Raw genomic sequence first — 17,172 nt, forward strand, 5'->3', positions numbered from 1 at the left:
CCCCCGCCCCCCGGCCACGGCCGCGTCCGGCCTCACCCCGCGGGAGCAGGAGATCTGGCAGCTCCTGGCGACCGGCCTCGACAACGCGGAGATCGCCGAGGAGCTGCGGATCAGCATCTCCACCGTCAAGAACCACATCACCGGCCTCTTCACCAAACTCGGCGCCCGCGACCGCGCCCAGGCCGTCATCGCCGCGTACGAATCGGGCCTGGTCACCGCAGGAGAATGACGCCGGTCGGCGGGAGGAGGAGCCGGCAGCCACCTCGCCCGGGCGGTCACCGCACGCTCCTGCGCCGAAAGGGGTCGGGAACACGATCGAGCCATGGCCTGATTCCACCGAGGGACGCCCTACCATCACGCCGTGGCAATCGAACTGACCGACGAACTGATCCGGCTCCAGCAGGCATCCGACGAGGCACGGGAGGCGGTGTTCACCGGCGGCGACCCCGAAGCCTGGGCCGTGTGGCGCGAGCGCGCCGCCGAGGTCCAGAACGCGGTGACGGCCTACGCGAAGGAGATCGGCGAACCCCGCAACGCCGTGGAAGCCGCCCTCAAGAAGGCCGCCCGCCACCCCGACCCGCAGTAGCCGGCCGGCTGCCGTACGCCTCCCCGTTCCCCTACGGACACCTCGATCTGCCCTCGCGTACATGGTCCCCGCCCGGGCACCCGTACACAGTGGGCCCATGCACGCCGCCGACCGAGATCGAGACCAGAACGCCCGGGCCCGGCAGGGACGCCTGCCCGACCGCAGCCCCGCCGCCGGCGGCCGAACGCCGCTCCCCACCCTGGCCGGCCTCCAGGCCACCGCAGGGAACGCCGCCGTCGTCCAGTTCCTCCGCGGGGCCGGACACTCCCCGGCGCAGGAGCAGCACCGCCACGGCGCCGGCTGCGGGCACGCCGCGCAGCAGCCGCACATCCAGCGCTCGGCCGTGCACGACGTCCTGCGCGGGGGCGGACGCCCCCTGGACGACGCCACCCGTACGGACATGGAGGCGCGGCTCGGCGCCGACTTCTCCGACGTACGCATCCACACCGGCGCCGCCGCCAGGGCCTCCGCGGCCGACCTCGGTGCCCGCGCCTACACCTCCGGCAGCCACGTGGTCATCGGCGAGGGCGGCGCGGACAAGCACACCCTCGCCCACGAACTGACCCACGTCATCCAGCAGCGCAAGGGACCGGTGGCCGGCACCGACCACGGCAACGGCCTACGGGTCAGCGATCCCTCCGACCGCTTCGAACGCGAGGCCGAAGCGAACGCCACCCGCGCCATGGCCACCACCCCCGGACCGGCCCCCCACGCGCAGCGGAGCCCCGCCACGACGGCCACGGTGGGCACGGGCGAGGTCGCCCCCGTCCAACGCATGGAGACGATCAAGAAACAGCTCAGCGCGGCGACGAGCATTTTCGGCCTGCGCCGCGACGAGGTGGCCCCCGGCGCCCCACGCCAGGTGGCCGCGAAACACATCCGGGACCAGCTCAAGGCACTCGGCCTCGAAGGCGAGGACACCGTGGGCGCACGCGTCGCCGACGCCATCGACGGCATCAAGACGGTGGCGGGCGAACACGGGGCCCGGGACATCCACAGCGTGTTCACCCGCGCGGAACTCACGGCGCTGTACGCGATCCGCAGCGACGACCCGCGCGCGGACCAGGCGCACGAGGCCATCGCCGCGATGGAGTACGCGTACTGGACGGCCCAGCACAAGGCGAACCCCACCCGGGGCACCCAGATCGCGGTCGGCGTGGACGTACAGACCCGCGTCGGACTGCAGAAGACCGTCGGCGGCACCACCCAGTTCATGCGCCAGTTCCAGGAAGCCTTCCGCAGGGACGCCGACGGCCACTGATCGAGTTCCGGCAGAAGGCGCCGCTGCCGTCCGGGATCCCGGCGGCTAGGCTTCCTGCGGGCAGGTCGGCGCGGTGCGCTGGTGTGCCGGAGAGGAAGAAGGGCTCATCGGTGGCTGCGGTGGAGGCGTGGGCGTTCGGGCTGGTCAACTGCATCCTGTACCAGGCGATGTACCGGGAAGCCGGCGCCACGCTCGACGAGGAGGTGGTGCGGCGGTACGCGACGGCCATGCGGGCCGAACCGCTCTCCGACCGGCCGATGACCGAGCAGGTGGCGGCGCTGCGGGCGGTGCTGGCCACGGACGCACCGCTGGCGAGCACGTTCGACCCGTACGAGGGCCAAGAGCCCTTCGGCGAAGGGGAGTTCCGGGCCTTCCTGTCCCGCCTCGCCGACGAGCTCGAACGCCACGCGCCCCGGCCCCGGCCTCGGGCCGTCGCACCCGCCCGGCCCCCTCAGCGGTAGCGGACCGCTTCCGCGGCGAAGGCGGCGGCCTCGGAGGGGGCCGAGGCGAGCAGGGCGACCCACGAGCCGTCGGTGAACTCCAGGTCCATCCTCCTCCGCTGCAGCACCCCCTGGGGGTTGGCGCGCAGCGCGGCGACGGCCTGCCGGGGCGCCTGCCACGCCTGCCGCATCACCGGCGTGGACTGCCACAGCGCGGACACGTCGGCCAGGGCGAGCCAGCTCCGGTCGGTCACGGCGAGCAGGCTGCCCGTGGCCGAGCCGCGGGCGTCGGCCAGAGCGACCACGAATTTCCCGGCCAGGCTCTGCCAGCCGCCTTCCAGGTTCGTGCCGTGCATCAGGCGGGTGCCGAGGTCGTCCACCGCGTCCGGCAGCCGGTCCACCGCATCCGCCGCGGCCGCGGGCCGGGACCGCCGAGGATCGAGCAGCCGCGACCGGCTCAGCCGCCGCAGCGGCCGGGGCAGCTTCTCCTCGATCCGCCGCTGCAACTGCGACGGCTGGGCCGGCGCCAGCAGCGACGCGGGCGGAGCGGGCACCCCCGGCCCCAGCTCGAAGGAGCACACCGCGACGAGCTGCTCCCCCGCATACAGGAACGGACGCACCCGCTCCCGCATCTCCACGTCCGCGTCCAACCGCCCGCCCCCTGCCTCGCCACGTCGTGCACATTCTCCCTGATCCACGAGCACCCAAGATCATCGGGCCCGCCGCAGGCGCTCTACCGGCACCGAGCGCAGCCGATGTGTACTGGACGCAGGGACGCCGCACCGAGGGGGAGCCATGCCGCACACACCGGATCCGCGATCACCGGAGCCCGCGCACGAGGACGAGGAACCCTGGCTCAGCAGCAACCAGGTCGCGAAGCTGTGGCCGGTGCGCGAGGAATGGCTGCCGGGCACGGCCCGCCGCGCGGGCGTACGCGTCCGCATCATCCGCGGGAAGAGCCGCGGCACCTGGGGCGCGGAGCCGACCCTCTACCACTTCCACCCGGGCGACGTCCGCAGGGCTGCTCCGGCCGTCACCGAGGGACGGGTCGACATCCCGTCGGACTGGCGCACCGACACCCCCGACGGCCGCCGGGCAGAATTCTGGGGCACGCTGATCGCCCGCGTCGCGATCACGCTCGTCATGGCGGCCTTCCTGGGCGGGCTCCTCCTCGGCCTGGGAACAGTGATCTTCCTCCTCACAGTGGAATGACCCCCACCGCCGTACTCGACGGTGCACGCAGCCTCCGCTTGGACACCCCCGCGGTCGACCCCGGCTCCTCCTGAAGGCCTCCCCGGCAAAGTGGCGCCCCCCTGGGGATCGACCGGTCCCACCCCCACGGGAGCCCTGGCCGCTCTGGCATGGACGGCCTGGCCCACAGGACAGCCGACCTTCACCGGCGGTGCGGCCAGGCGCTGGGGAGAGCGCGGCCGCGCCGCCCGCCGGACGGCGACCGGCCGTGGGCGGTGGAGAGCGTCCTGCACCCGGACACCGGTGGACCGCACGCCGGGCCCCGCCCCGCGTACGGTTTCGTGCAGGTCGCACGGGTCTCGACGGACGTGATCGCCTCGGGGCACGGCCGTTCTGCGTGGGCCAGGTCCCGTCGTGCACCCCGCAGGCCGCGGCATACGATCAGCCGGTTCGCTGCCCGCAAGGAGAACCCCCGTGACCTCCGTCCTGCCCTCCCCCCGTCCGGCCGGTCCGACGCTGCCGGTTCAGCAGCTCGTGCGCGTCGAGGACGGCGTGCGGCTGCACAGCCTGCTGTGGCGGACGGACGCCGGCTGGCGGATGATCAGCAGCGCGGTCCTCGGTGGAGGCATCGGCGAGCGCTCCTGGATCCTCAACGCCCAGGTGCCGCACGGCTATCGGCGAACCGATCCCGACCGGCACCTCGCCGACCTGGCGCGTGACGCGGGGGCACACGGGGCGGGGGTGGGGTTGATGACCGCTGCCGACGTCTCCCGGCACGTCCACGCCCGGGACGGCGGTGTCCAGGTCAGTGTCACCGCGGGTCTCGAGGTACGGGGGTGGGCCGCCTCTCCCGCCGAGGGGACCCTCCGTCCGGCGGAGCCCGGCACGATCAACATCGTCGCCACCCTCCCCGTGGCGCTGTCCGATGCCGCCTTGGTCAACGCGGTCGCCACCGCCACGGAGGCGAAGGTCCAGGGCCTGCTCGAAGCAGGGTACGACTGCACCGGGACGCCCACCGACGCTGTCTGTATCGCCGCCCGCAGCCCCCGTCCCGGGGAAGAGGTCCACGCCTTCGCCGGGCCCCGCTCGGTATGGGGAGCCCGCCTGGCCCGCGCCGTTCACCATGCCGTCCGCAGCGCCGCCTCGCAGTGACCCACCAGGAGGGGGTGTCGGGCGGCACTGGGGCGCCACCTCCGGAGCCGACGAGCGACGCTCGCGCGAAGTGAGCGATCACGGGCACCGCCGACGACGTGATCGGACCGGGCCCGTCCCCTCGTGAGTACACAGCACCACGAAGGTGAGGGGGCAGCGTCGGGCCGGACAGCTTCAGCAGGAACCTGGCCCGGTCACCCCTTCGGGGGTGCGGGAGCGCGGTCCGTCTCCGCCGAGCCGCCGGGCCCGGCCGGCACCGCCGGACGCCGTTCGGCCGGCACCGGGCACCGGCAGGCGGGGCAGCCGGTTCGTCGGCAGGCCGTCGCCGTGACCCCGCCATCGAAGGCGGACAGCAGTGCGAGGGGCGACGGGGTGGTCCGGTACGTGGCCGTGCCCGTCTTCGCGGGCGCGCTGCGGGCGCGTACCACCCGTGCCGGGGCGACGCCGAGCGCTCCGGGCCGGGCCTGCTGCTCGGCGTCGATCGCGGCCGGCGCCGCCGCCCGACGGGCGGCGCGCACCGGGTCCTTCCCGAGCACGCCGGGCCGGCACACGTGCGTCAGCCACTGCCCGACCTGCACGTCCGGGATCGCCCGCGGCCCGTCGCCCGGGAAGGGCGACGGGCCGCGGGGCGTACCGGTCGGTGCCCGTCTCAGGCGCCGCCGCCGGTGGGCCGGACGACCGGCCATTCGATGTCGACGGACTTGCTGGAGACGGAGGAAGGGCGCGGGTTCGGCCATTCGATGTCGGCGGGGGCGGGGTTGGCGAGGGTGGCGACGAGGGCGGCCGTCAGGATCGCCGTGGCGGCAACGAAGGAACGCATGGGGATGGACTCCTGAGAAAGATGGAGAAGGAGGTGCACAAACAGGCGCGAACCGTCAGGAGGACGTCACTCCGAAGCGCCACCGTCCCCGAGCGTGGGGCCCCGGGCTGGCAACATCAACTTGCCAAAAATTGCCAAGAAGGTCAACCAGTTGCTCCGGGCTCTCTGCAATTCAGGCAGAAGATTTGCCAGTGGATGAACGTCTCGGCTACACTGTGCGCGCACGGGGCCACGTTTGTACATCTTTTTTAGTAGGGCTGACATGACAACAGAGTCGTCCTTCGGGCTCCGTCTGAAGACACTGAGGCAGCAGCAGGGACTTTCCCAGGCCGAGTTGGCCGGCGGTGAGATCTCCACCGGATACCTGTCACGGCTGGAGTCGGGTGCGAGGCAACCGACGGAACGGGTGATCGTCTACCTTGCCAAGCGGCTCGGTGTCGACCGCTCCACCTTCTACGCCCAGCCGAGCACGGCCAACTCGCTCGCCCAGGCACTGAGCCTGGCCGCCTCCACCGACAGCGACGCGGCCGTGGAGGACCTGATCGAGGTCCTGGCCACGGCCGCCGACGAGGACCCCCTGCTGCGCTGGCAGGCCCTCTGGCTGATCGCGCAGTACCGCAACCGCCGCGGGGAGCACGCCGAGCAGCTCGTCTGCCTGGAGGAGCTGTCCCGCATCGCCGACGAGTTCGAGCTGCCCGCACTCCAGTGCAGGTCCCGCAGCCGGCTCGCCCGCTGCCTGCGCGCCACGGGTGACGTCGCCCGGGCGCTGGAACTCGCCGTGAGCGCCCACCAGGTGGCCAGGGACGCCGCACTGCCGGTGTCCGACAAGGCGAACGCGCTGCTCGCGCTGGTCTCCGTCGAGGCCGAGGCGGGCCGGCTGCCCGATGCCCGGGCGCACGCCGAGGAACTGGTCGCCCTGGTCGCCGACGGGCCGGAGACCCTCTGGGCCGAGGCGCTCTGGTCGGCCGCCACGGTCTCCTCGCGCCAGGGCGACGACGCCGCCGCGCGGGCCTTCCTCCAGCAGGCCATGACCGTCCTGGACAGCCGTGTCGACCCCGTGCTGTGGGCGCGGCTGCGGCTGGCCGCCGCCTCCCTCTACCTCCAGGGCAGTCCGCCCGCCCTCGGGCGCGCCCGCGCGTGCCTGAAGGAGGCGGACGCGGCGTTCGCGCTCATCGGCACCCAGGTCCAGCAGCAGGAGCTGCTGGTCCTCCAGGCTCACCTGGCGTTCACGGAAGGCCACCACGACACGGCGCGCGCCACGCTCTCCCGGCTCGACCCCGACAAGCTGGTGCTCACCTACCGGGACCGGATCCGGCTGCAGACGCTGGACGCCCGGCTCCTGGTCGTGGAGGGCCACCGGGAGGAGGGCCTCACCCGCCTCAAGCAGCTTGCCGAGGAGGCGCGCGGCGCCGCCTACCTGGACCTGGCCGCCGAGATCTGGCGGGTCCTCGCGGAGGTCCTGGAGGGCGGCGCCGGCCGCTGACGCCGCGCACCCCCGCCACCGCACACGCGGCAGCCCCGGAACACCGGAAGACGCCGGAGAACGCCGAAGCGGCCGCTCCCCCTCTCGGGGGAGCGGCCGCTTCGGCGTTCCGGGGCGACGGGCTCAGATCTCGTCCAGGGCGGCGCGCAGCCCGTTCGCGAGCTCCTCGAACTCCTCGTCGCTGAAGGTCAGCGCCGGCACCAGCATGATGAAGTCGGTGCCGGGCTGCACGATCAGGCCGTGCCGGCGGGCGGCGGCCGTCAGCGGGTCCGAGGGGACCGAGAGCTGGATGCCGCGGAAGCAGCCCAGGCCACGGGTCTCGACGACCTTCGGGTGGGCGGAGATCTCCTCCAGCAGGGCGTCCAGCTTCAGGGACAGCTTCTGGGCCAGCGTGACGGCGTCCAGGCGCTCCATCTCCGCGATGGTCGCGATGACGGCGGCGCAGCTCGTGGGGGAGCCGGCCTGGGTCTCGCCGTGGAAGAGGACCGCGTCCGTGGCTTCGAACGTCTCGCAGACGTCGTGGGAGACGACGATGGCGGACGCCGCGCAGGTGCCGTTGGTCAGACCCTTGGACGTGATCATGATGTCGGGCTTGAACGGCCAGTTCTGGGAGGCGAAGTAGGCGCCGGTGCGGCCGAAGCCGGTGGCGACCTCGTCGGCGATCACCAGGAACCCGTACTGCGCGCGCAGCTCCTCGATGGAGTCCAGCAGTTCCTGGGAGACCGGGTGCGCACCGGTGCCGAGGACGGGCTCCAGGACGACGGCGGCGATCCGGTCGCCCTCCCGGGCGAGCAGCTCGGTCAGGTCGCCGGCGCCCTCGTGGCTGACGTGCCGGACCCGGCTGCGGTCGATGCGGTAGACGTCCTGGCCCAGCGGCTGTCCGGTGAGGGCGAAGCTGCCGTAGGTCAGGCCGTGCCAGCTCCCCTTGAGGCCGACGACGATGTCGCGGTTCTCCTCGCCGCGCAGCGCCTGGTAGTGGCGGACCAGCTTCATCATCACGTCGTTGGCGGCGCCGCCGGAGGTGGAGAACAGCACGCGGCCGAAGTGGTCGGGGCCGCTGACGCCGAGCAGGGCCGTGGCCGCCTGCTCGGCGAGGCGGTGCCCGCCGCGGAACAGCGGCAGATAGGACGCGGTGTTCAGGCAGTCCGTGATGGCCTCGGTGACGGCCTTGTTGCCGTAGCCGAGGTTGGCGTTCCACAGGCCGCTCATCACGTCCAGCGCGGAGGTGCCGTCGGCGAAGTGGACCCGGTTGCCCTCGCAGCCGATGCCGTGGACCTCGGGGCGCCCGTAGCGGCTGGGCAGGACGAGCGACTCCCACAGCGGGTAACGGTCCGTGGTGGTGGTCATGTGAAGTCTTCCCCTTCGTTGTGAGGTGGAGAGAAGTCGTACGAGCCCGTCAGACGGCGTGCGTCTCACGCGTCGTGCCGGTCTCGGATGTCTTGCCGGTCCGGGAGATCTCGGAGATCTCGCAGATCTCGGGTGTCTCGGGGGTCTGGGAGGTCTGGGAGGTCTGGGAGGTCTCGGAGACCTGAGGGGTCTCAGGGGTCTCCGGGGTCTCGCCGGTCCCGTGGGTCGCGGGCGTCCCGGCCGGCTGCGCCGCGCGGATGTGCCGGCTGCCGACGAGGGCGAACAGCAGCCAGCCCACGACCGACAGCACCGCGGTGACCAGCACCGAGTTCCCCAGCCCGATCCGTTCGCCCAGGAACCCCCCGACGAACGCGCCGAGCGGGAAGGGGCCGTAGGTGAGCATGCGGTAGGCGGCGGTCGCGCGGCCGATCACGGCGAGTGGGATGACCGCCTGCCGGAACGCGACCACGTGCACGTTGTAGATCGTCAGGCCGAAGCCGTAGAGGCCGAACGCCAGCACCGCGAGCACATGGGCCGGCCGGCCGGGACCGTCCGTCAGGGCCAGCAGCAGCGGGGCGCAGGAGGCCACGCCCATCGCCGCGACCAGGGTCGGGCCGAAGCCCAGGTGCTCACCGAGCCGCTTGGCGGCCGTCGCCCCGAGCAGCGAGCCCAGGGCGCCCAGGGCCAGGACGACGCCGACCCCGCCGGCGTCCATGCCCAGCTCCTTGACGGCGTACACCAGGAACAGGGTCAGGATCGCCTGCTCGCAGAAGTTGAACCAGCCCGCCTGGAAGGTCAGCACGCGCAGCACCCGGTGCCGCCAGAGCAGGGCGAAGCTGGTGAACATGTCGCGCAGCCGTGGCCGGTCCGCCCCCGTACCGCCGGCCGCGGGCTCGCGGTGCCGGATCGACCACAGCAGGACGAAGGCGGCCAGGTAGGACGCGACGTTGGCGAGGATCGCGAACCAGGCACCGAGGGCCTTGGTCAGCAGACCGCCCAGGCCCGGTCCGCCGATCTGCGACACCGAGTACGAGGCCTGCAGCTTGCTGTTGGCCTCGACCAGGTCGTCCTGCTCCACCACGACCGGCAGGTACGCGATGTAGGCCACCTCGAAGACGGCCGTGCAGGCGCCGACGACGAACGCGACGGCGCACAGCGCCGCGATGGACAGGGTGTCGGTCAGGTACAGCACCGGCACCAGGGTCAGCGCGAGCGCCCGCCCGAGGTTGGCCCCCAGCAGGATCCGGCGCCGGTCCCACAGGTCGATGAGCAGACCGGCCAGCGGTGTCACGCACAGGGCGGGCAGCAGTTGCACGCCGGCGACCAGGCCGACCTCCCCGGCACCGGCCCCCGGGACGCCGAGGACCAGCAGGGGCAGCGCCAGTTGGGTGACCTGTGCCCCGATCTGGGCGACGGTCTCGCCCGACCACAGGCGCAGGAAATCGTGGTTGCGCCACAGACCCGGCCTCGGCGTGGCGTTCAGGTTCAGCACGTGCTCGTCCCTCCCGCGGACCCGGCTACTCGGCGCCCTGGTAGATCGGCCGTCCGTCGTCGAGGACCCGCAGGGCCTCGCGGACCTCGTCGGCCCGACCGGCCAGCACCGCGTGCCCGTTGCGGCCCCCGATGCCGCGGGGGGCGTCGGTGACCGCGCCCTCCGGCTCGTAGTAGGACAGCTCCCGCAGCACTCCGGCGAACGGCGCGGTGAGGGAGTTCTCCAGGGTGACCGGGTGCCGGAAGGGGGTCTCGCCGTCCCCGTTGAAGAACCGGACGGCGGCGCTCTGCGCCGCGGGCACCTCGGGGGACACCGTGCTCCCCACGACCGCGGCGAGTTCGGCGAGGTAGAGGTTCCAGCCGGTGGCCAGCAACACCAGCCGGGGCACCTGGTCGCCCGCGGGGCGTCCGGCGACCTCCATCAGGACCGGCCCGTCCGGGGTCAGCCGGAACTCCGCGTGGGAGACGCCGGCCTCCATGCCGAGCGCGTCCAGCACCCGTACGACCGCCCGTTCCAGCTCCTCGCGCTCGGCGGGGGGCAGCACGGCGGGGACCACGTGGCCGACCTCGGCGAAGTACGGCGGCCGGCTCAGGTGCTTCTCGGTGACCGTGACGACCTCGGTCTTGCCCGGGGCCCAGGTGACCGATTCGACACTGAACTCCTTGCCGGAGACGTAGCGGTCGACCGCCACCTGGCCGCCCCGCGCGGCCTCCAGGGCGAAGGCGAAGGCCTCGGGCAGCTCCTCCGGTCCGCGCACGATCCGCACGCCGCCGCTGCCGCCGTAGTCGGTGGGCTTGACGACCGCCGGGTAGCGGCCGTCGATCAGGTCCGCGCACTCGGACAGCGTGTGCGCGACCCCGAGCTGCGGGGTCGGGACACCCAGCTCGCGCAGCCGGGCGTGCATCACGCCCTTGTGCCGGAAGTGACCGGCCGGCATGCGCGTGGACGGCACCCCGAGCCGCTCGGCGACCTCGCGGGCGAGGTCGGTGGACAGCTCCTCCCAGCAGACCACCGCGTCCCACGTGAAGTCCGCGGACCGGGCGGCCGCCAGCATCGACTCGACGGAGAACCGGTCACCGGCCCGCCACCAGTCGACCAGGCTGACCGGGATGCGGTGCGCGAGGTCGATGACCCCGACGAAGTGCCCGGCGTCGCGCAGGGAGCGCAGCCCGAATTCCTTCTTCTCGCCCAGTCCCGCGACCAGCACCCTCATCGGCGGGCCTCCCCGAACGTCGCCAGCGCCGCGTCGAGCTGGGCGTAGGCGCTCTCGGTCGTGCAGCGCAGCAGGTCCGCCCCGGACAGCGCGGCGATCCACTCCTTGGTGGCCGCGACGTCGTCGACGGTGACGATGACCTGCATGTGGTCGCTGTCGATGAAGCACCGGTTGGTGGGCGTACGGGCGGTGACCGTCATCAGGTTGCTGCCCGCGGGCTCCGCCGGCAGCGGGTTGCCGGGCGCCTCGGTGGACGGCAGCTCGATGGCGACCGCGCGCTGCGCGACCGGCGGGAGCTCCTCGCCCAGGGCGGCCGCGACGAACACCGCGTGCGGGTCGGTCCCGGTGGCGACGGAGTCCAGGTCGGACAGGCCGCCCAGCCGGGCGTTGATCTCCAGCAGGCACAGCTCGCCGTCGACCACGGCGAAGTCGATCTGCCACGGCCCGTTCGGGGCGAAGTTGCGCTCGATGTCCTCCACCAGCCGGTCCAGGCCCGCGGCGGCCCGCTCGGGCAGCGCGAACGGCATCACCCGGGCCCGGAAGGACGGGTCCAGTCCGGTGTCGAGGCTGCCCAGCGAGGCGACCGGCCAGCGCCGCTGCGCGCCGCCGGCGCTGATCAGCTCGACGCCGCACTCGAAGCCCTGCTGGAAGCGCTGCACGATCACCGGCAGGCCGAGCGGGCCGGCCAGCACGGCGTCCAGGTCGGCCGCCGACGCCACGAAGAACCGGCCGTCGCCCGCCTGGGACTGCGCCTCCTTCAGCACCACCGGGAAGCCCAGCCCGGCCACGACCGCCCGCACCTCGTCGGTGCTGCGGCACACGGCGCCCTCGGGCACCGGCCAGCCGCGGGCGACCGCCGTCTCGTGCAGGACCACCTTGTCGCAGGCGACCGCGGCGAACTCCGCCGAGTGTGCGAGGAAGTGGCCGTCCCACTTGGCGGCCGCCTCACCGTAGGCGAGGGGGAGCTGCTCCTGGCCGTGGGCGTACGGGTTGGCGACGGCCACGTCCGCCCGCTCCCGCTCCAGGACGTCGAGCACGTCCCCGCCCGTCCAGTCGAGCCCGAGGCGCTTGACCTCGACGTCGAACCCGTCGAAGTCGACCGCCGAATAGACCACCACGTCCGTGAAGCCGCGTGCCCGGAGCTCCGGAAGGATCCGGGCGAGCTTGTACTCGCCGAAGATGACCGCCTTGGACATCTGCCTGCCTCCATCTGAGGAATCGTCGTACGTTGTCACTGGTCCGGGCCGTCCGGCGGGGTGCTGTCGACCGGCGTGCCGATCAGGGAGACCTTGTCCGCCAGCGCCAGCAGGTGCTCGTCCACCTCGGCCACGGTGTCCCCGGAGGCGATCACGAAGCCGGCGCGGCCCAGGAACTGCCGGGGCGGCAGGTGCAGTTCGAGACCCGGGGGAGTGACCCGGCGGATCTCCTGCACCCACGGCTCGTCGGCGAGCGCGGCCGGATGGTCGAGGTCGTGGAAGACCATGCTGTGCGGGGGGTAGAGGAACCGGATGCCCATCAGCCGGCCGGGCTCGGCCACCGTCCGCGGGGCGCGCCCCGTGGCCACCGAGCCGAGCAGCTCGCCCACGGAGAAGCCGGGGGCGCACAGTTCGGCCAGGTGCGGGATGAGCTCGCCGCCCAGCCGCCCGTTGACCTCGATGATCTTCGGGCCGTCGGCGGTGAGCATCAGCTCGGTGTGCGTGACGGTGCGGTCGATGCCCAGCGCGCGGTGGGCGCGGACGACCACGTCCCGGACCGCGGCGGCGGTGGCCGTGTCGAGCACGTCGCCGACCACATGCGCGACCTCCTCGAAGAACGGCGGGAAGTCGGTGCGCTTGAGCGCGACGGCGTACGGTTCCACCCGGCCGTCGAGCACCCAGCAGTCGACGCTGATCTCGGGGCCCCGCAGGTACTCCTCGACCAGGACCAGCCCGTCCTCGATGGCGGAGTTCTCCGAGCCGCGGGCGAACTCGAAGGCCGTGCGCAGTTCCTCGTCGGAGCCGACGAGCTGGACCGCGATGCTGGCCGCCCGGCCGCGGGGCTTGACCACCACCGGGAAGCCGATGTCCCGCGCCGCCGCGAGGGCCGCCTCCAGCGTGCCGGCCAGTCGGAACCGGGCCGAGGGCACGCCGTGCGCGGCGAACGCCTCCCGCTGGGCGCCCTTGTCACGGCAGGCCCGGGCGGCCTCCACCGGCATGGTCGCCACGCCCAGGGCGGCGCCGACCTCGGCGGCGACCGCCACCTGCATCTCGTCCCAGGTGAGCACGCCGGCCACCCGGTGGCGGGCGGCGAGGTCCTCGGCCGCGGCCAGCACCTGCGCCTTGTCCGCGAGGTCGACCTCCCGGTGGTCGGCCACGTACGGCGCCTGCCAGGACAGCGGGGTCTGGGCGATCAGCAGCACGGAGTGGTGCTCGGCCAGACCGCGCAGGGCGTACTCGCGGAAGTGCTGGTCGCCGGAGCCGATGACCAGGATGTTCTCGATCACGTCCCGTTCCTCCCGAGCGGTCAGATCCACGAGACGGCCTCGGCGAGCTCGTCGTCGTAGAAGCCGAAGAAGAAGCCCATCGTGATCCGGTCGGAGCCGGAGACCTGCTCGATGGAGTGGTAGTAGGTCGGGTTGAGCAGGTACACGTCGCCGGCCTGCGGCTTGAACTCGTGGGCCGGGGCGCCGTCGGTGACGGCCTCGTCGTAGCCGAGGCCGCCGACGATCTTGTACGTGTTGTCCGCCTCGGTCCACCGCTTGCGGTGGATGCGCAGCTCACCGCCGGTCTCGCACTCCTGGATGCACACCACGCAACTGAGCTGGTGGCGCAGCGAGGCCAGGGCCAGGCCGGTGCCGGCGGCGTCGCGCATGATGTTGTCGTTGTGGAGCGGGGTGCGGATGCTGTCCGCGTAGATCCGTACGTTCTGCTGCGAGTAGCTGCGGCCGTCGGGCTCCGCCTCGGTGTCGAAGCGCTTCAGGCCCAGGACCTCGGCCAGCCGCTGACGGGTGCGCTCGCCGAGGTCCACGCCGAGGGACGCGGTGAACTCGTTGGCCTTGCGGGCCTCGGTGAAGTACGTGTCCGGCTCGTCCAGGTGCTTGGCCAGGTACGGGCCGATGGTGGTCAGACTGCCATTGGTGTACTGCGTGGTCGAGGCCTGGCCGAAGACCGGCCGGAGCCGCTCCCGGTTGTCCGCGAACACCGCCTCCGGCAGCAGGTTGCGCAGCACCACCACGGCAACCGTGCCGTCCACCAAGCCCTTGACCAGGCTTGCTCCGTCGATGTCCCCGTCGCGCTCGACGTCGTGGACGATGCGGCCCCAACTCTCGGTCGCCTGCTCGGTCACCCCAGTTCCCTTCTGCCCGTGCGGCGTGCCAGGTGGTGCGGCCCCCCGGCTTCGTTTCCGCCACACTGCCACGCGTTGGCAATCTTTGGCAAGTGAACGAGGGAGAGGTTGCCAAACGTTGCCAAGCGTTGGTACGTTCAAGGCCCACGAGCGAACCAGTGAACGGGGAAGTTGTGACTCTGCTGGCCGAAAAAACCACCGTGACCGAACGCGAAGTCCGCTTCGGCGACGTCCGTTACGGGTTCTCCGTCGGACACGGACCGGAATCGCTGGGCGCCCTCACACGCAAGCTGGAAGGCCTGGACGCCGACCGCTTCGTGATCGTCGCCGACACCGGACTGACCCAGGACCAGATCGACGAGATCGCCCGGTGCGCCGGCGAGGTGGCACCCACCACCGTGCTGACCGCGGTGGCGGACGAGAAGGCCAAGTCCCTCGACGTGGTCAGCGCCCTCGCCGAGCGGCTGATCCCCACCGGCATCACCCGCCGTTCCGTGGTCATCGCCCTCGGCGGCGGCCTGGTCGGCAACATGGCCGGCCTGCTCAGTGCCCTGGTGTTCCGCGGCATCCGCCTCGTCCACGTGCCCACCACGCTGCTGGCCATGTCCGACTCGGTCCTGTCGCTGAAGCAGGCGGTCAACACCAGCGTCGGCAAGAACCACCTGGGCACCTTCTACGCCCCGGTGTTCGTCTGGAACCACCTGGACTTCCTGCGCACGCTGCCGGCGGACGAGATCCGCTCGGCCCTCTGCGAAATGATCAAGAACGTGCTGGGCATCGTCCCGGACCGCTACGACGAGGTCGCCGCCCGGCTCCGGCCCGACGCGCGCTACACCCCCGAGGACTTCGCCTGGTTCATCGACCTGTGCGTCGAGGCCAAGTGCGCCGTGATGCGCGACGACAAGACCGAGCGCGGCGACGCCCTGATCCTGGAGTACGGCCACACCATCGGCCACGCCGCCGAACTGCTCACCGGCGGCGAGCTGCGGCACGGCTACGCCATCGGCCTGGGCATGCTCGCGGTCGCCCGGATCGCCCGCGAACTGGGCCTGCTCACCGCCGAGGACGAGGCCGCGCACCGCACCCTGCTCACCCTCAACGGCGCGCCCACCGTGCTGCCCGCCGGCGTGACCGTCGACGCGGTGCTGCGCACCATCGCCCTGGACAACAAGCGCGGCTACGTCAAGGCGACCGCCGGCACCCGCGACCTGATCCTGCTGGAGGGCCTCGGCAAGCCGCACCGCCCCGGCGGCGCCCAGATCACCCAGGTGCCCGAGGCGATCGTCCGCCTCGGTGTCGAGTCGATCGCCGGCGAGGTGGCGTGATGGCGACCGTCGTCCGCGGGCAGCGGTCCCCGTTCGGCCCGATCGTCAACGACGTCAGCGGCCTGGCCGTGACCCACCGCCAGGTCGGCGGCGAGGGCGTGTGCCGCTGGAAGATGCTGATGAACGGCATGCACCTGGAAGGCGAGTGGAACTGCGTCGAGTACGTGGTCCTCACCCCCGGCGCCTCCGTCGGCGAGCACGTGCACCTGCGCACCGAGGAGATCTACTACATCGTCCGCGGCCGGGCCGTGGTCACCATGAACGACGAGGAGATCCACGCCGGCCCCGGCGACCTGGTCACCACCCCGATCGGGGCGGCCCACTCCATCGCCAACCGCACCGACGAGGAGATGCACTTCTTCGTCGTCGAGGTCTTCCCCGGTGAGGGGGAGGCGGCCCGGCCCGCCCACCTCCACGTCCCCGCCCTGCTGTCCGCCGCGGACGGCGTCCGCCGGGCCCGCGTCGACCTGCGCCCGTTCTTCACCGGCGACTGGCACGCCTTCAGCCTCGTCGAGGTCCCCGACGGCGAGGCCGTCGCCGGGGCCGAGCACACCGACCGGACCCAGGTGCTGCACGTGCTCGACGGCGGCGCGGAGTTCGTGGTCGCCGGCGAACGGCACGCGGGTGGCCCCGGGCTCTCGCTCGCCGTGCCGCCCCGTACCCCCTGGACCGTCCGCGCGGCCGGCCCGCTCTCCCTGATCAGCACCGAGGTGACGGTCCGATGAACCTGGGACTCGACGGCCGCCGGGTGCTCGTCACCGGCGCGGCCAGCGGCATCGGCGCCGCCACGGTCCGGGCGTTCGCCGCCGAGGGCGCCCGGCTCGGCCTGGTGGACCGCGACGCCGACCGGCTGACGGAGGTCGACAAGGAGCTCCGCGACCTCGGCGCCGAGGTCACCGTGCACGTGGCCGACCTCTCCACCGCCGAGGGCGTGACGGCCGGTGTCACCGCCGTCCTCGACGACTTCGGCGGCACGGCCGACGTCCTGGTCAACAACGTCGGCCAGTGCCTGGCCCGGTCCTTCGACGAGCTCACCGACGCCGACCACCTGGCCACCTTCGAGATCAACTACCTCAGCGCGGTACGGGCGCTGCGCCTGGTCCTGCCCGGCATGCGGGCCCAGGGCCACGGCAGCGTGGTCACCAACACCTCCGACCTGGCCCGCCAGCCCGAGGCCGCGCTCGTCGACTACCAGGTCTCCAAGGTGGCCCTGATCAGCCTGACCAAGAGCCTGGCCCTGTCCGAGGGCCCCGGCATCCGGGTCAACGCGGTCGCCCCCGGCCCGGTGTGGACCCCGCTGTGGACCCGCCCGGGCGGCTTCGCCGACACCCTGGGCGACCTGCACGGCCGGGACGCCGAGGCCGCCGTCCGCCACGAGCTCAGCCGCCGGCAGCTCCCCCTGGGACGGATGGGCGAACCCGACGAGGTGGCCCGGGTGATCACGTTCCTGGCCTCCGACGCCGCCTCCTTCGTCACCGGAAGCGTCTGGGGCGTCGACGGCGGCACCGTCCGCGGCCTGCTCTGACCCCGGCCCGCCC

Annotated in this window: 18 protein-coding genes and 1 pseudogene; 10 read left to right on the top strand and 9 right to left on the bottom strand. The window is 72.8% G+C overall.

The annotated features are described in order from the left end of the window. The 4 genes and pseudogenes from EF918_RS20365 to EF918_RS20380 form a co-directional block, all read left to right on the top strand. Positions 1-229 (top strand): response regulator transcription factor (locus EF918_RS20365; protein ID WP_148141249.1); only part of this gene is annotated, 229 nt, incomplete at its 5' end. Positions 230-361: 132 nt separating this feature from the next. Then, entirely contained in the window at positions 362-586 is a 225-nt protein-coding gene (locus EF918_RS20370) for a hypothetical protein (protein ID WP_260610420.1), read from the top strand. A gap of 97 nt (positions 587-683) precedes the next feature. After that, a pseudogene (locus EF918_RS38330) lies at positions 684-1,274 on the top strand (DUF4157 domain-containing protein); the annotation flags it as partial. Between the two features lie 683 nt (positions 1,275-1,957). Next, positions 1,958-2,308: a hypothetical protein gene (locus tag EF918_RS20380; RefSeq protein ID WP_125648434.1), complete on the top strand. Its 351-nt coding sequence runs from the start codon at positions 1,958-1,960 to the stop codon at positions 2,306-2,308. On the opposite strand, the gene EF918_RS20385 is transcribed toward EF918_RS20380, so the two are convergent. After that, positions 2,299-2,937, bottom strand: coding sequence for a hypothetical protein (locus tag EF918_RS20385; protein WP_125648437.1), 639 nt, complete (start codon positions 2,935-2,937; stop codon positions 2,299-2,301). The two genes, EF918_RS20380 and EF918_RS20385, sit on opposite strands and share 10 nt — an antisense overlap. A gap of 145 nt (positions 2,938-3,082) precedes the next feature. Here EF918_RS20385 and EF918_RS20390 point away from each other — a divergent pair, with 145 nt between their 5' ends. Both EF918_RS20390 and EF918_RS20395 read left to right on the top strand, forming a co-directional pair. After that, positions 3,083-3,499 (top strand): hypothetical protein, encoded by a 417-nt coding sequence (locus tag EF918_RS20390; RefSeq protein WP_125648440.1) that lies wholly within the window; start codon positions 3,083-3,085, stop codon positions 3,497-3,499. Between the two features lie 453 nt (positions 3,500-3,952). Next, entirely contained in the window at positions 3,953-4,630 is a 678-nt protein-coding gene (locus tag EF918_RS20395) for an adenosylcobinamide amidohydrolase (RefSeq protein ID WP_185921833.1), read from the top strand. Positions 4,631-4,824: 194 nt separating this feature from the next. Here EF918_RS20395 and EF918_RS20400 read toward each other — a convergent pair whose 3' ends face one another. Together EF918_RS20400 and EF918_RS37095 are read right to left on the bottom strand one after the other, a co-directional pair. After that, entirely contained in the window at positions 4,825-5,208 is a 384-nt protein-coding gene (locus EF918_RS20400) for a hypothetical protein (protein ID WP_125648443.1), read from the bottom strand. A gap of 71 nt (positions 5,209-5,279) precedes the next feature. After that, on the bottom strand, positions 5,280-5,450 hold the full coding sequence (locus tag EF918_RS37095) for a hypothetical protein (RefSeq protein ID WP_185921834.1): 171 nt from the start codon (positions 5,448-5,450) through the stop codon (positions 5,280-5,282). Positions 5,451-5,712: 262 nt separating this feature from the next. Between EF918_RS37095 and EF918_RS20405 the strand changes: the two genes are divergently transcribed. Next, on the top strand, positions 5,713-6,933 hold the full coding sequence (locus EF918_RS20405) for a helix-turn-helix domain-containing protein (RefSeq protein ID WP_125648446.1): 1,221 nt from the start codon (positions 5,713-5,715) through the stop codon (positions 6,931-6,933). Between the two features lie 123 nt (positions 6,934-7,056). Here EF918_RS20405 and mpaD read toward each other — a convergent pair whose 3' ends face one another. The 6 genes from mpaD to EF918_RS20435 are packed head-to-tail and all read right to left on the bottom strand — an operon-like array spanning position 7,057 to position 14,309. Continuing rightward, positions 7,057-8,280, bottom strand: a complete 1,224-nt coding sequence (mpaD, locus tag EF918_RS20410; RefSeq protein ID WP_125648449.1) for a daptide-type RiPP biosynthesis aminotransferase — start codon at positions 8,278-8,280, stop codon at positions 7,057-7,059. A 49-nt stretch (positions 8,281-8,329) separates the two neighbouring features. Next, entirely contained in the window at positions 8,330-9,772 is a 1,443-nt protein-coding gene (locus tag EF918_RS20415) for an MFS transporter (RefSeq protein WP_125648452.1), read from the bottom strand. A gap of 25 nt (positions 9,773-9,797) precedes the next feature. Further along, a complete protein-coding gene (locus EF918_RS20420; protein ID WP_125648455.1) occupies positions 9,798-10,985 on the bottom strand; it encodes an acetyl-CoA carboxylase biotin carboxylase subunit family protein in 1,188 nt (395 codons plus the stop codon). Continuing rightward, positions 10,982-12,181: an acetyl-CoA carboxylase biotin carboxylase subunit family protein gene (locus tag EF918_RS20425; RefSeq protein ID WP_125648458.1), complete on the bottom strand. Its 1,200-nt coding sequence runs from the start codon at positions 12,179-12,181 to the stop codon at positions 10,982-10,984. The genes EF918_RS20420 and EF918_RS20425 overlap by 4 nt, the downstream gene beginning before the upstream one ends. Before the next feature lie 35 nt (positions 12,182-12,216). Next, positions 12,217-13,467 carry an ATP-grasp domain-containing protein gene (locus EF918_RS20430; protein ID WP_125648461.1) on the bottom strand — a complete coding sequence of 417 codons (1,251 nt, stop codon included), beginning with the start codon at positions 13,465-13,467 and terminating at the stop codon, positions 12,217-12,219. 20 nt (positions 13,468-13,487) lie between these two features. Beyond that, the gene (locus EF918_RS20435) at positions 13,488-14,309 is read right to left on the bottom strand and encodes a hypothetical protein (RefSeq protein WP_125648464.1); all 822 of its coding nucleotides are present in this window, start codon (positions 14,307-14,309) and stop codon (positions 13,488-13,490) included. 200 nt (positions 14,310-14,509) lie between these two features. On the opposite strand from EF918_RS20435, the gene EF918_RS20440 reads away from it, so the two are divergent. From EF918_RS20440 to EF918_RS20450, 3 genes are read left to right on the top strand one after another with little or no spacing between them, the layout of a single operon-like run. Then, complete coding sequence (locus EF918_RS20440) at positions 14,510-15,634, top strand: 2-deoxy-scyllo-inosose synthase (RefSeq protein WP_185921835.1); 1,125 nt, start codon at positions 14,510-14,512, stop codon at positions 15,632-15,634. Then, positions 15,634-16,359 (top strand): cupin domain-containing protein, encoded by a 726-nt coding sequence (locus EF918_RS20445; protein ID WP_125648470.1) that lies wholly within the window; start codon positions 15,634-15,636, stop codon positions 16,357-16,359. The genes EF918_RS20440 and EF918_RS20445 overlap by 1 nt, the downstream gene beginning before the upstream one ends. Next, positions 16,356-17,159 carry an SDR family NAD(P)-dependent oxidoreductase gene (locus EF918_RS20450; protein ID WP_125648473.1) on the top strand — a complete coding sequence of 268 codons (804 nt, stop codon included), beginning with the start codon at positions 16,356-16,358 and terminating at the stop codon, positions 17,157-17,159. Before EF918_RS20445 ends, EF918_RS20450 begins: the two co-directional genes overlap by 4 nt. Positions 17,160-17,172 lie beyond the last annotated feature (13 nt).

The sequence above is a fragment of the Streptomyces sp. WAC06614 genome (assembly GCF_003949795.1).
Taxonomy (GTDB): Bacteria; Actinomycetota; Actinomycetes; order Streptomycetales; family Streptomycetaceae; genus Streptomyces.